Below are 12,834 nucleotides of genomic sequence, written 5' to 3'. Positions count from 1 at the left end.
ATTTAAAGAAACGCTTTAATTAATAAGCGTAAATGAAAAACAGCCACTTTAAGTGGCTGTTTTTGTTTGTATTAAAAGTTTTAGTTACTCGCGATTTTTTATTATTTTTATAAAGACAGGTAAAGCCAACAGTGTGCCGCCAATTGCGCCAATAAAGTGGGCGTCAATGGCAACATTAGAGGCGATTAGCTGACTCACCGATTCACTCGGGCCTGCTATTTGCTCCCAAATCACTTTAGCCCAAGTACCAGCAAACAATAACCAGCCTGAAAACATGCCTGCTTGTACATCTTTAACTGCACCCCAAATGATCACACCGTGCAGTAGGGCACTTAACCCGGTGTAAATTTGGATATCTGGGCAAAATAGCCACACACCTAAGCCACACCATAATGCAAGAATGGCAATATTAAACGCATAGCGAGCAGGGCTTGTATGTTCAGCGTGTAGCGCCCAAATTAATAAAATTCCGGCACAATTTAAGCCTAAATGGGGCCAATTTGCGTGTACAAATTGACTAGTGAAAATGCGCCAAAATTCACCATTTGCAACTAACTCACGGTTAAATTCGAGATATTCATTTAAGTTAAAAGTAGCAAATAAGGAACTTAGTATTACTAAACACAATGGCGGCAGAATATATTCTAGTTTCAGGGGCAGGTTTATCATGTTATTTTTGTTGTATCTGAGATTGTCGCCTATTGTGCACGTTTAATTTTAAGATGCCAAATACACTACGGGATTAAGTTTATTTATGTTATTCAAAACCAAAGCGCTGTTAGCTCTGTCCACCTCATTAATTTATTCAACGGCTATTTTTGCAACCCCTGCAAAAATTGAAACTCGCGAACCTGAAGCTGCTACAGGCTTTGCTCATAAACAGGTTGTTGAAGGCGATAAGTACATGGTCGCAGCAGCAAACCCTTATGCAGTAAAAGCTGGCCAAAAAATGCTTGAGCTAGGCGGCTCCGCAGTTGATGCAGCCATTGCAACGCAATTAGTACTGACACTGGTAGAACCGCAATCGTCGGGTATCGGTGGTGGTACATTTATGATGTACTTCGACAGCAAAACCAAAAGCCTAACCAGCTTTGATGGCCGCGAAACGGCTCCAAGCAATGCTGATGAAACACTATTTTTAGATAAGCACGGTAAAGCCGTAAAATGGATTGAAGCCGTTGTAGGTGGTCGTTCTGTTGGTGTTCCAGGTATTTTAGACGCTTTTGCCACAGCCCATAAACGTTACGGTAAGTTAGAATGGCAAACCTTGTTTGGCCCTGCCATTGAATTGGCTGATAAAGGCTTTATTGTTTCGCCGCGTTTACATCAATTATTGGCTAAAGAATTAAACCCAGGGGTTACTAAGCTACCTGTTATTCGTGACTACTTTTTCCCTGATGGTAAACCACTTGCTGTAGGTACCGTTAAAAAGAACCCAGAACTTGCTGCGCTTTATAAAGATATAGCGAAACAAGGCATTGATGCTTTCTATAAAGGTGAAAACGCCAAAGAGCTTGTGCATGCAGTGCAAAACTCAGCAGTTGCACCGGGTACTTTAACGGTTGAAGACTTAGCTAATTACAAAAGTAAAGAGCGTGCACCTGTGTGTGTTGATTATCGCCAATACGAAGTGTGCTCAATGGCACCTCCAAGTAGTGGTGGTGTAGCTGTATTACAGATTTTAGCCTTACTTGAACATAAAGACATGGCCAAACTCAAACCAAACTCTGTTCAAGCATTGCATTACTTTACCCAAGCATCGCGTTTAGCGTTTGCTGATCGCAACGTGTATATGGGTGACCCTGACTTTATGCCAATCCCAACACAAGGATTACTCGATAAAGACTACCTTGCAGGTCGTGCAAAGCTTATTTCTGAAAAAGATGCTCACGCAGAAGCAGGCACACCGCCTAACTCACTTGCGTACGCGCAAGATGATGCATACGAGTTACCATCAACCACCCATGTATCGATTGTTGATAGCCAAGGTAATGCGGTTTCGATGACCAGCTCTATCGAAATGGCGTTTGGTTCAACAGTAATGGTGAACGGGTATATTTTAAACAATCAACTAACAGACTTTGCTTTATCGCCTACCAAAAATGGTAAGCCATTAGCTAATCGCGTTGAAGCGGGTAAACGCCCGCGTAGTTCAATGTCGCCAGTCATGGTGTTTAACAAAGACGGCAGCTTACGTTTAGTGGTTGGCTCACCAGGTGGTAGCCGTATCATTGATTATGTTGCTCAAGTGGTTGTAGGTGTGCTTGATTGGAACCTAGATGCGCAAACAGCTATTAACTTACCGCGCATTACTAATCGCAATAATTACACAAGCCTAGAAAAGGGCACTGAACTTGCCAATGCTGAAGCTGAATTTGTTAACCGCGGACACACAGTTCGTATCCTAGATTTAAACTCTGGTTTACATGCTGTTGAAGTTAAAGACGGTAAACTTTATGGCGCAGCCGATCCGCGCCGCGAAGGCATCGCTTTAAGTGATAAAAGCCACTAAAAACAAGCTCAGCAGCCTTAAAGCTGCTGAGTTTTCATGTATACTATCTGCTATGCTATTTAGAGCATAAAATTCATTTTCTTCAATGGTCTGACAAGGTGAATTGTCATTGCAATTTCGCCTTCAAGAGTAATAATGTCAGGTCATAATTATGACGCATCAAAGCTTGGAAATATGACTACAAATACCGATCCAAATTATCTTTATATTCCTTATTCAGGCCCAGGTCTGATCGAAACGCCACTATTAAATAAAGGCAGTGCTTTTTCACAAAAAGAAAGGGAAAATTTCAACTTAGCCGGTTTACTGCCACCGCGTTATGAAACGATCGAAGAACAAGTTGAGCGTTGTTACCAACAGTATTCAAGCTTTAGCGATAATTTAAACAAGCACATTTACCTACGTGCTATTCAAGATAACAACGAAACACTTTACTACCGTTTAGTGCGTGATCATCTTGAAGAAATGATGCCAATTATCTACACACCTACGGTAGGTGATGCCTGTGAAAAATTCTCAGACATCTACCGCAGTGCCCGTGGTCTATTTATCTCTTATGAAGATCGTTTCCAAATTGATGATATTTTACGTAACGCTACTAAAGGCAAAGTAAAAGTTATCGTTGTGACTGACGGTGAGCGTATTCTTGGTCTAGGTGACCAAGGTATTGGTGGTATGGGTATTCCAATTGGTAAATTATCACTTTACACAGCATGTGGTGGTATTAGCCCAGCATATACGTTACCAGTAATGATTGATGTTGGTACAAACAACGAAAAACTACTTAACGACCCTATGTACATGGGTGCGCGTCATAAACGTATTTCTCAAGAAGAGTATGACGAATTCTTAGATCTATTCATTAAAGCCGTTAAACGTCGTTGGCCAAGTGTGTTACTTCAGTTCGAAGACTTTGCACAACCAAATGCAATGCCATTACTAAAACGCTACCGCGATGAAATCTGTAGCTTTAACGATGACATTCAAGGTACTGCTGCGGTAACTGTAGGTTCTTTACTTGCTGCATGTCGTGTTAAAGGCGCGAAGCTTTCTGAGCAAAAAGTTGTGTTTGTTGGTGCAGGCTCTGCTGGTTGTGGTATTGCAGAGCAAATTATCAGTACCATGGTTGCTGAAGGCATTAGCGATGAACAAGCGCGTTCTCAAATCTTCATGGTTGACCGTTTTGGTCTACTTACTGAAGGTATGGAAGGCTTACGTGACTTCCAACAAGCACTTTGCCAATCTAAAGAGGGCTTAAGCGAGTGGACTTACAGTGGTGAGTACGCATCGTTATTAGATGTAATGCACTGTGCACAACCAGACATCCTAATTGGTGTATCTGGCCAACCTGGTTTATTCACAGAACAAGTTATTCGTGCAATGCACGCATCTTGCCCACAACCGATTATTTTCCCTTTAAGTAATCCGTCTAAGCAAGTTGAAGCGCTTCCTTCTGATGTAATCGAATGGACAGACGGCCAAGCGATTGTTGCCTCTGGTAGCCCATTTGATCCGGTTGAGTATAACGGCCAAACGTTCCCAATCCCACAATGTAACAACAGCTACATTTTCCCGGGTATTGGTTTAGGTGTTATTGCTGCTAAAGCAACACGTATCACAGATGCAATGCTAATTGTATCAAGTGAAACACTGGCTGAGTCTTCACCACGTGCAAACTCTGGTAAAGGCAGCTTATTACCAGCATTAACTGAAATCCAATCGTTAAGTAAACGTATTGCATTTGCAGTAGCGAAAAAAGCGATGGAAGAAGGTGTTGCACTTGAGCTGAGCGATGAAGCACTATGGGCAGCAATCGAGAAAAACTACTGGCTTCCAGAGTACCGTAACTACAAGCGTCGTAGTATCTAAGCTATAACGCATTTAGTAATTGAAAAAACAGGCTTTTAACGCCTGTTTTTTTATATCTGGATAACAGGGGTTGTTCATATTGAATTAACCCTTTAAGGTGATAATGAACGGAGTTTTAAATTAAGGAACAGTATTATGCGTAAGTTAGTTTTTACCGCTATGGCCGCCGCGCTAAGTTTTAATGCATTAGCAGAAGCAACACCTGATGCGCCACATATTTATATTCAAGGTAACGCAACGGTTAAAGCAATCCCAGATAACGTTAAACTGACAGTAGGTATTGTTGAAGTAGATAAAGATTTAATTGCCGCTAAAAACAAAGCCGATGCAACCATGGCGAAAGCAATTAAGCTTGCTAAAAGCCAAGGTGTAGAAGAAAAGGGCATTTATGCATCTAATATCTCAATTCATCGCCAAACAGAATATAACCGCGAAACAGGTAAGCAAAACTTTGTAGGCTACAGAGTAACGCGTAGTTTATCTGTTACGTTAACTGATATAAAAAAATACCCAATAATGCTTCAGCAACTAGTGAACTCGGGTATTAATGAGATTAATCAAACTCAGTTTGTATCAAGCAAGTACGAAGAGCTACAAAAGAAAGCGCAAAAACTTGCTATTAAAGATGCCCGTGCTGCTGCAAAAGAATTTGCCAGTGATTATGGGGTTGAACTTAAAGGCCTTTATACTGCATCAAGTAGCCCACTCGATACAGGTAGCCAACCTTATATGCGTGCCAGTAAAATGGTTATGGCAGAAGCAGCACCAGATAACTATGTACCTGATGCATACAACGGTGGTGAGCTTACGATTACCGCAAGCAGCTATGCGGTATATCTAATCGAAAACTAAATTCAGTTATTTTTTGCTGGCAAACCTTGCCAGCAATTTTTCACCCTGTTGCTCTGAAATACGGGCAATCGCTTTTAGCATATTAGTAATTTGTTCACGGTCGTACTCATTACTAATATGCGTATCTATATCTTCTATAATCGCCCCTAAATAAACAAATAAGCTATCTGTTGCCTTTTCGTTATCAGATGCTCTAAACAATATGTTTTTAAACGCCTCTAACACATTCACCATTACATAGGCATCATTTTTTGCGTAGTTACGAATTGGCGTAAAGTTATCATGCAGCAGCTCATCGAATGATGTTTCGTGTATAAACAAGTGTGGTTGATTGTTCTCGCATCGTTTAAGCGAGTAATTCACATCGTAAATATCTAAACGCAATATAAGCAATATACTCAACATATCAATGGCTTTTACCGCAGTACCGGGATCGTTAATACCCGGGCTCATAGCTTTAACCGCGATTTCTGAAATTTGCGTCATACCGTAGCGGTAATGATCGCTAATATATTCTTCGATATAAAAGATAAAGCAGTCTAGTAATTGCTCTACTAGCTCAGGTTTGTCAGATAAGTCAGTATCACACTTTAAAAACGGATAACCTTTAACCGTAAAGAAACCTTGCTTAACCGAAATATAAATTTTTATACCTTGCTGTTGGCATAAGGCGCACAATTTGTCGGTATGAGCGCCCTTAAAGTAGCCTTCTGTTTTACTTTTAACACTTTGCCAGTCATCAAATTCAGGAAAATGTTCAACAGGGTTTTCTTGTTGCATGTCAATTATGCATTTAAGCTCGCTTTTGGTATTTTTAAACAAGTCGTTTAGTACATTATCGACCTGAATGGCTTTTGAAATTGAGTGAATAAAAAACACAAAAAAGCCCAGCGAAATTAAACCAAACACCAAAGAAAAGAAGATACCGAGCGATGGGATCCCCATGTCGCCATCGCCAATGGTGCGTATGTTTATCAACATTAATATGGTGTAGATAATACTGCCAAGATAAAACCCTAGCACTAATTGGTGTGACTTACGGGTAATAAGCCCAGGTAACACACGCGGTGAAAGGCTGGCACTGGCACTATTAAGCACCACCATAACCATTGAAAAGCTAAAAACGGTTAATGAGATAATACTGCCTGCAAGTGTGCTGAGGATGGTTCGAGCATTCTCTTCGCTATCGACCAGTAACACGCCAATCAGCTTTTTAAATTCCATTGATAATGACGAATACTCGACTGCTGTGGTAACTAATCCAAATACTAAAAACACCACAGAGAGCATTGAAGGGTAAAAACCGATACTACTGATCATCTCGCGGTAGTTATCGGCGATTTTTCTTGGCGTAAACATGCACTTCCTTAAGAACTGTTAGACATTAAATATCATACTGAGCTAACCTAACTACTTACTTAACAGCCTAGCAATAAACAGTGCTAAGCGTCTAACTTTAAATAAAAATTGGAAAAACTGTGATTGTTTCAACGTTTGCTGCCATTTTGGCCATTTTATACATTCAACTTAGCTTTCGTGTAATTAAACTGCGTAAAGCAAAACGCATTTCACTTGGCGATGGTGGCGATGCTAGCCTACAAGCGGCAATACGCGCTCATGCTAATTTTATTGAATATGTGCCATTTTCCTTGATTATGCTATTTTTATTAGAGTACCAAGGTCTTCCAAGCCATTATTGCTATATTTTAGGGGCAATGCTCTTGGCTGGCCGTTTTTGTCATAGTTATGCACTCGCTGATAATCTGATGAAATTACGTGTATTAGGGATGATGCTAACTTTCTTAACTATGTTGATCAGTGCAGTGATGTTATTAGTTACACAGGTGTTCTAATATGCAAAAAGTTGTTTTCACACTATCTCTTCTGCTTTTATCAAGTATCAGTATGGCTAATGTGAAAACAATCAATGCTAAAAAAAGCATTGTTGCTCCTCCTGAAACTCTTAGGGTGATTTACCCTAAGACGATGCCAAACCTTAATGAAGAAACACTTTACCCGCTCATACTCCTCCGTACCGCTCTTGAAAGAAGTGGTTATAAATTTACTCTCGATCCAGCATCTGAGCTGTTAGGTCAAAACCGAGTTATTAAAGAAATAGAGACAGGGTCAGGCATAAACGTAAACTGGAGTATGACTAATATTGATCGTGAAAATAGGTTGTTACCACTTAGAACCCCCATTTTCAAAGGGCTTTTTGGTTGGCGGTTAATGTTCACAACACAGAAACAATTACCTTATCTTAGCCAAGTAAAAACCTTAGAAGATTTAAAGAATATTATTTTTATACAAGGTGAGGACTGGCCAGATACCTTTATTTTAAGGGATAACGATTTGACCGTCGCTACCGCGCAAGATTTTGAGTCACTGTTTGTTATGCTTGATAAAGGTAGAGGGCAGTTATTTCCACGTTCTTTGCTTGAAATAGAGAGTGAAAAAAATTTTTATGAGAAAAAAATTGACCTAGTTGTATTACCGCAACTAATGCTGAAATATCAAAGCCCAATTTATTTCTTTTTTAATAAAGATAATCCTGAAATTGCAAAAGCAGTGAATGAGGGTTTAAAAGTTATGCGTAAAAGTGGTGAGTTTGACGAGCTATTTTTTAAATATAATGGTGATTTCATTAAAAATGCCCATCTTCATGACAAAATTATTATAGAATTAAAGAATAACCAATTACCTAAGTTAACTCCTGTAGATGATAAGTCTCTGTGGTTATCACTTGATCAGGTGCCATGAGCTCTAAAATATTTATAATCGGTTTACCACGAACCGGCACAACCAGTATCTGTAACAGCTTTTTACAACTCGGATATAAAACCGCCCACACAGCCTATACCCAACAAGCAATTACAACCGCAGACGTTATTGCCGATACTCCGGTATTTAGCGAATACGCCTTACTTGATAAACATTTTGCAAATAGCCGTTTTATTAACCTTGAACGTGATTTAACTAAATGGCTGCCTTCGATTAGGCAGTTATTAGCACGTATGCACACTAATTTAATGCGCCCAGACGGTGGCTTTAATATCCATTTAAAGCGCTGCTACCTCGATGTATTTGGCCATTACAGCTTGGCAGAGTTAGAATCTGATGAATACTTAACAGCGTGTTATAACCACCACCAACAGCAAGTAGCAGACTACTTCAAAGGGCGTGAACAGCAGTTATTAACACTCGATGTAGCTGATCCAAACAGCCCGCAGTTACTACAGCAGTTTTTAAATACCGAGCAGCCAATTAGCTTTAAACAGCTTAATATAGGCGGTAAGGTCACAGCGTGGAATGATATAAAACACCCCGATAAAGTGTCATCGACCCGAAGTGGTAAAATTGATAAATCTCTTGGTTATAATCACACGTAAAATACGTTAAAATCGCCGCCATTATAAGTTTAGTTTTTCCTTATCATGTTTGAATTGAAATACCACACGCCATTTGAATGGACAGAAGGTGTCTTAGCTGACTTCGATACCTTTTTACAAGATCATGCTGCAGCAGAGAAAAAAGCCTCTGGTATGGCTATGTCTATGCTTTCTCATTACCCTGACCGTCGTAAGCTTGTTAGAGCCATGACAGACTTAGCACTGGAAGAAATGATTCACTTTAAGCAAGTTTTAAAGCTATTAATGGAACGTGATGTATCTCTTGGCAATGACCAAAAAGATCCTTACATCAAACAAATTCGTGCGGTATTTAGAAATGGTCGTGATGAATTTTTAATGGACCGTCTATTAGTAGCAGGCGTTATTGAAGCACGCGGACACGAGCGCTTTTCGCTTGTAGCAGAAGCCTTACCAGCAGGCAAAGAAAAAGAGTTTTATGTCGCGATTGCTAAATCAGAAGAAAAACATAAAAACTTATTCGTTGAACTTGCCTACGAGTATTTCGATAAGCAAGATGTTGATACACGCCTTGAAGAGATCCTCATCGCAGAAGCCGAAATCTGTAAAAATATTCCGTTTACAGCAGCGCTTCACTAGTGTGATACTTGTGTATTAGGCCTTTTAGCCTAATACACAAATTAATGTTTTATCCCAAAGCAGTAAATTAGGGACTAAAAACAATAATTAAGTCTCCAGAAAATAGTTTTGCCAATCCTAATTGATTAAATAAACAGCATACATTCATCTTTCTCTCCTATAGTTAAATTAGTACCTAACTGTGAGGAATAGAGCATGAAATGGATGATGACTCTTACGACGCTGTCGTTAATAGGGATTGTAATTACCGGTAATTCAATTTACACCGAAGTTAAAATCTTTCGTTCAAACGATAAGCCAACCGAAATAACCGCTAGTATGTATCGCTCGCTTATTTGGCATAGCGATATTTATAAAGACGATCAGTTTTTAAATACCGCGCTAAGCTACTTCAGCGATGGCAAAATTGATACGCGTGAATACAGTAAACTTACGAGTTTAGCGAGCAAAATTGCCGGCCCTATCATCTACATTCAAGAAACCGATGAGCAACTGTGGCATGCAAGGTTAACCTACAAAAAATACCTTGAAGAGAAAACGGTCGAACGACTGGCAAGTTTACATTGATGAAAACTGCTTGATCAGCGTGCTAAGCTCAACTATGGTGGGCTCACCGCTGAGATAATTGGTATCAAGATGGTAACTATTGCCAAGCCAATAGGGCTTTTGGGTGGTGTTATGGCCATGCACAGAAAAGTCGATACTTGGATTTATTACCGGCTTTTTCGCTTTGGTTAAGCTTCTATCCCAAAGCAATGCGCCAATCGCTTGTTGTTTGTCGGTTGTAGGGTTTTGCCAATCCCAATCAGCACAAATGGTATGTGATAAACCAATTTTTAATGCACCGTATTCAACATAGTAAGAAAGCGGGCATTTAAGTAGCTGCTTACAGGCAAATGCGAGCTCTTCATCGCTTGCTTCTAGGTGCCAACGGCCGCCGTTCTCAACCCATAAACGGTAGTAACCTTTATCATTAGCAAGTAATGACTCAAGCAACATATGCTCATGGTTACCAAGGCACATATGTACACCAAGCTCTTTAAAACGCGCAAGTAACGCAATGCTGTGTTCACCCCGGTCAATCACATCGCCCAATGAAAACAAGATATCTTCGCTTGGGTTAAAATTAACAGAGCAAAGCGCCTGTTCAAATTTAGTTAAATCTGCATCTAAATCGCCAATAACAAATACACGTTTACTTTCATTAATTTGCATCTTAACTTGAATTGGGTTTTGCGAGGCAAGAGGGCTTTTAACTAAATTCAAAATACATTCCTTTAAGCAGTATGTAGCTTAAGACTATCATAACTCATTGCCATTTGAGCACTGGGTGGTTATTATCTAGCCTCACTTTTTAGGAGTTACCGCCAACATGAACAACTAAACCTGTTATCCAATTTCATTTTTATCTTTTTGGACCAACAGGGTTAGTAGGCGTTGCTCACTATCACCTTAATTATGTTACTTCTCGTGTGATCAAGCGCTTATGCCCCTGTAATACAGGAGGCACTATGCCACAACTTCAAGCTTTTAATTTATGTTACCAACATGGCAATGGCGATGTTGTATTTAACGACCTTTCATTTTCACTCACTGCTAAGGTCACCGCGCTAATCGGCATAAATGGCTGTGGTAAATCTATATTAGCGTCAATACTTGCTAAGCAAAAAGAGCCTAGCTCTGGTACGGTTATTTGTAATTCAGCCCTTGGCTTTTATGAGCAAATGAACGATGTGAATCAGGTTGATAACCTAACAATTGTAGAGGCTATTGGGCTAGAGCCTGTGTTTAAAGCCCTTCATGCGATAAACCAAGGGCAAGTTACAGAGCAAAATTTATCTTTACTTGAAGGCAATTGGGATTTAGAAGAGCGCTTTAATGCAGAACTTGTAAGGCTTGGCATAAACAACAAAACCCCTAACTCCTTAAGCAAACATTTAAGTGGTGGCCAGCTTAGCCAATTAAAGCTTTGGGCACTATTTACCTGCATAAAGCCCGACATTTTAATACTGGATGAGCCATCAAACCACCTAGATACAAAAGGTAAAAGCTGGCTTATAAAGCAAATACACAACTTTAAAGGCCAATTATTACTAATAAGTCACGACCAAGAATTATTAGAACATGCCTATGAAGTTTGGGAGCTAACAACCCTTGGTTTAACACAATATGGTACATGTTTTTCTGAGTACCAAACACAAAAACAGCAGCAAGTTGCTGCCCTTGAAAATAAATTAAACCACGTTGTTAAGCAGCAAAGTAAGCTCAAGGCAGCAGAGCAACTACAAAAGCAAAAAGCACAAAAACGAGCAGGTCAGGGCGCAGCCCTCAGAAAATCAGGCAGCCAACCTAAAGTGCTGATTGATGCTAAAAAAGATAAAGCCAGCGCCAATTTATCATCACAAAGTAAAAATACCGCTAAGCGAGAAGGTGAACTCACTCGTAATAAACAAGAGCTTTCTAGCCAGCTTGAACAAACTAAAGCGCAGCAATTTTACTTGGCGCAATCAGGTGATGCTAAGCACCAAAAAGTACTTAGCCTGGAGAACGTTGTATTAGCACACGGAACACAAAAGCCGCTAAATTTACAGGTTTTCAGTGATGATAAAATTCATTTAGCGGGTGCAAATGGCACTGGTAAATCAACCTTACTAAAAACAATTACTATCGACATACCAGTAAAAGCAGGGCAGTTAAATTGCAATCAAGCACTCTATTATTTAGACCAACATTTTACATTAATAAACAACGAGCTAACCCTGCTTGAAAACGTGATGACTTACTGTAAAAACCTAGATGAAAGCACCGCACGAACTATACTTGCCAGTATTGGCTTTAGAAAAGACGCTGTTTTTAAACACGCCGCAGTTTTAAGTGGTGGCGAGAAAATGAAGCTCGCCATGTGTATCGTCAGTAATATTGAAAGCACCGCATTTTTGTTACTCGATGAGCCCGATAATCATCTCGACCTTGAATCAAAACAGCTCTTGGCTCAATCATTACAGGGCTTTAAAGGTGGGTTTATACTCGTAAGCCATGATAAATACTTTGTAGAAAGCATCGGCTGCACTAGGCAAATTGGTTTATAAAATAGCCCTTTATAAATAAGCGTGCTAGGGTGGTTGTAGGTACATTACAAGGAATGACTATGAATTTTACAGCCGCCTACCGCATTTTCACTGCTTTATTCATGCTGATTCTAACCATAGGTTTAGGCATGACGCTGAATGATTTTACCTCGGTGATCTATGTGTTCCTGCCGTTATTACTGATGCTGGGTACGTCATTTATGCCATTTTTTAAACAGCGAAAACTGCGTTTAATACTGTTTGCTACCCCAATTGTTATTCTTTACTGCTTTGGCTTTTACCCTTGGCTTACAAATTACCAAGAAGTCGCCGTTTCATCATCTACCTCAACCCTCGATTTTATCATCATCCCAGTTTGGGCCACCTTATACGGCGCGGGTTTTGTGGTACTACATGAAATTGGGCTAAGTGTTGCTAGGGCGTTTGATTGGGGGAAGTGAAAGAGTTTTAGCACTAGTTTCTTATGGTTGTACTACTAAGGCTTTGCTCATAATTTATATTACAG

13 protein-coding genes are annotated in these 12,834 nt (G+C 39.9%); 10 read left to right on the top strand and 3 right to left on the bottom strand.

The features are described from left to right. Window positions 1–84: 84 nt before the first annotated feature. Window positions 85–669 carry a rhombosortase gene (gene rrtA / locus L1D51_RS17075; protein ID WP_239964301.1) on the bottom strand — a complete coding sequence of 195 codons (585 nt, stop codon included), beginning with the start codon at window positions 667–669 and terminating at the stop codon, window positions 85–87. Between the two features lie 85 nt (window positions 670–754). Between rrtA and ggt the strand changes: the two genes are divergently transcribed. From ggt to L1D51_RS17060, 3 genes are all read left to right on the top strand, one after another. Continuing rightward, entirely contained in the window at window positions 755–2,512 is a 1,758-nt protein-coding gene (gene ggt, locus L1D51_RS17070; RefSeq protein WP_054561462.1) for a gamma-glutamyltransferase, read from the top strand. A gap of 174 nt (window positions 2,513–2,686) precedes the next feature. Then, a complete protein-coding gene (locus L1D51_RS17065) occupies window positions 2,687–4,381 on the top strand; it encodes an NAD-dependent malic enzyme (RefSeq protein ID WP_055021823.1) in 1,695 nt (564 codons plus the stop codon). 135 nt (window positions 4,382–4,516) lie between these two features. Continuing rightward, window positions 4,517–5,233, top strand: coding sequence for an SIMPL domain-containing protein (locus L1D51_RS17060; protein ID WP_054561463.1), 717 nt, complete (start codon window positions 4,517–4,519; stop codon window positions 5,231–5,233). 6 nt (window positions 5,234–5,239) lie between these two features. Here L1D51_RS17060 and L1D51_RS17055 read toward each other — a convergent pair whose 3' ends face one another. Next, window positions 5,240–6,592, bottom strand: a complete 1,353-nt coding sequence (locus tag L1D51_RS17055; RefSeq protein ID WP_239964300.1) for a DUF2254 domain-containing protein — start codon at window positions 6,590–6,592, stop codon at window positions 5,240–5,242. A 119-nt stretch (window positions 6,593–6,711) separates the two neighbouring features. Here L1D51_RS17055 and L1D51_RS17050 point away from each other — a divergent pair, with 119 nt between their 5' ends. The 5 genes from L1D51_RS17050 to L1D51_RS17030 all read left to right on the top strand — a co-directional run bounded on the left by L1D51_RS17050 (window position 6,712) and on the right by L1D51_RS17030 (window position 9,807). Next, window positions 6,712–7,086 carry an MAPEG family protein gene (locus L1D51_RS17050; protein WP_054561465.1) on the top strand — a complete coding sequence of 125 codons (375 nt, stop codon included), beginning with the start codon at window positions 6,712–6,714 and terminating at the stop codon, window positions 7,084–7,086. Window position 7,087: 1 nt separating this feature from the next. Beyond that, window positions 7,088–7,993 (top strand): substrate-binding periplasmic protein, encoded by a 906-nt coding sequence (locus tag L1D51_RS17045; RefSeq protein ID WP_239964298.1) that lies wholly within the window; start codon window positions 7,088–7,090, stop codon window positions 7,991–7,993. After that, window positions 7,990–8,622 carry a sulfotransferase gene (locus L1D51_RS17040; protein ID WP_239964296.1) on the top strand — a complete coding sequence of 211 codons (633 nt, stop codon included), beginning with the start codon at window positions 7,990–7,992 and terminating at the stop codon, window positions 8,620–8,622. The genes L1D51_RS17045 and L1D51_RS17040 overlap by 4 nt, the downstream gene beginning before the upstream one ends. Window positions 8,623–8,667: 45 nt before the next feature. Continuing rightward, complete coding sequence (locus tag L1D51_RS17035; protein WP_054561468.1) at window positions 8,668–9,240, top strand: MiaE family protein; 573 nt, start codon at window positions 8,668–8,670, stop codon at window positions 9,238–9,240. Between the two features lie 195 nt (window positions 9,241–9,435). Next, on the top strand, window positions 9,436–9,807 hold the full coding sequence (locus L1D51_RS17030) for a hypothetical protein (RefSeq protein WP_239964294.1): 372 nt from the start codon (window positions 9,436–9,438) through the stop codon (window positions 9,805–9,807). Here L1D51_RS17030 and L1D51_RS17025 read toward each other — a convergent pair. Continuing rightward, window positions 9,799–10,506, bottom strand: a complete 708-nt coding sequence (locus L1D51_RS17025) for a metallophosphoesterase (RefSeq protein WP_239964292.1) — start codon at window positions 10,504–10,506, stop codon at window positions 9,799–9,801. The genes L1D51_RS17030 and L1D51_RS17025 overlap by 9 nt on opposite strands. Window positions 10,507–10,751: 245 nt before the next feature. Here L1D51_RS17025 and L1D51_RS17020 point away from each other — a divergent pair, with 245 nt between their 5' ends. Both L1D51_RS17020 and L1D51_RS17015 read left to right on the top strand, forming a co-directional pair. Next, window positions 10,752–12,329 carry an ATP-binding cassette domain-containing protein gene (locus L1D51_RS17020; RefSeq protein ID WP_239964290.1) on the top strand — a complete coding sequence of 526 codons (1,578 nt, stop codon included), beginning with the start codon at window positions 10,752–10,754 and terminating at the stop codon, window positions 12,327–12,329. Window positions 12,330–12,388: 59 nt separating this feature from the next. After that, window positions 12,389–12,769: a hypothetical protein gene (locus L1D51_RS17015; RefSeq protein ID WP_239964288.1), complete on the top strand. Its 381-nt coding sequence runs from the start codon at window positions 12,389–12,391 to the stop codon at window positions 12,767–12,769. Window positions 12,770–12,834 lie beyond the last annotated feature (65 nt).

This window comes from Pseudoalteromonas shioyasakiensis (assembly GCF_022398475.1).
GTDB lineage: Bacteria > Pseudomonadota > Gammaproteobacteria > Enterobacterales > Alteromonadaceae > Pseudoalteromonas.
Note: the sequence above shows the minus strand (reverse complement) of the source record. Positions and strands in the feature narration are given on the sequence as shown.

What these genes read in the sequence shown, in the direction of transcription:
- L1D51_RS17040 (WP_239964296.1), top strand. Translation starts at nt 7,990, where the DNA reads ATGAGCTCTAAAATATTTATAATCGGTTTACCACGAACCGGCACAACC.
- ggt (WP_054561462.1), top strand. Translation starts at nt 755, where the DNA reads ATGTTATTCAAAACCAAAGCGCTGTTAGCTCTGTCCACCTCATTAATT.
- L1D51_RS17030 (WP_239964294.1), top strand. Translation starts at nt 9,436, where the DNA reads ATGAAATGGATGATGACTCTTACGACGCTGTCGTTAATAGGGATTGTA.
- L1D51_RS17045 (WP_239964298.1), top strand. Translation starts at nt 7,088, where the DNA reads ATGCAAAAAGTTGTTTTCACACTATCTCTTCTGCTTTTATCAAGTATC.
- L1D51_RS17015 (WP_239964288.1), top strand. Translation starts at nt 12,389, where the DNA reads ATGAATTTTACAGCCGCCTACCGCATTTTCACTGCTTTATTCATGCTG.
- L1D51_RS17055 (WP_239964300.1), bottom strand. Translation starts at nt 6,592, where the DNA reads ATGTTTACGCCAAGAAAAATCGCCGATAACTACCGCGAGATGATCAGT.
- L1D51_RS17020 (WP_239964290.1), top strand. Translation starts at nt 10,752, where the DNA reads ATGCCACAACTTCAAGCTTTTAATTTATGTTACCAACATGGCAATGGC.
- L1D51_RS17060 (WP_054561463.1), top strand. Translation starts at nt 4,517, where the DNA reads ATGCGTAAGTTAGTTTTTACCGCTATGGCCGCCGCGCTAAGTTTTAAT.
- rrtA (WP_239964301.1), bottom strand. Translation starts at nt 669, where the DNA reads ATGATAAACCTGCCCCTGAAACTAGAATATATTCTGCCGCCATTGTGT.
- L1D51_RS17065 (WP_055021823.1), top strand. Translation starts at nt 2,687, where the DNA reads ATGACTACAAATACCGATCCAAATTATCTTTATATTCCTTATTCAGGC.
- L1D51_RS17035 (WP_054561468.1), top strand. Translation starts at nt 8,668, where the DNA reads ATGTTTGAATTGAAATACCACACGCCATTTGAATGGACAGAAGGTGTC.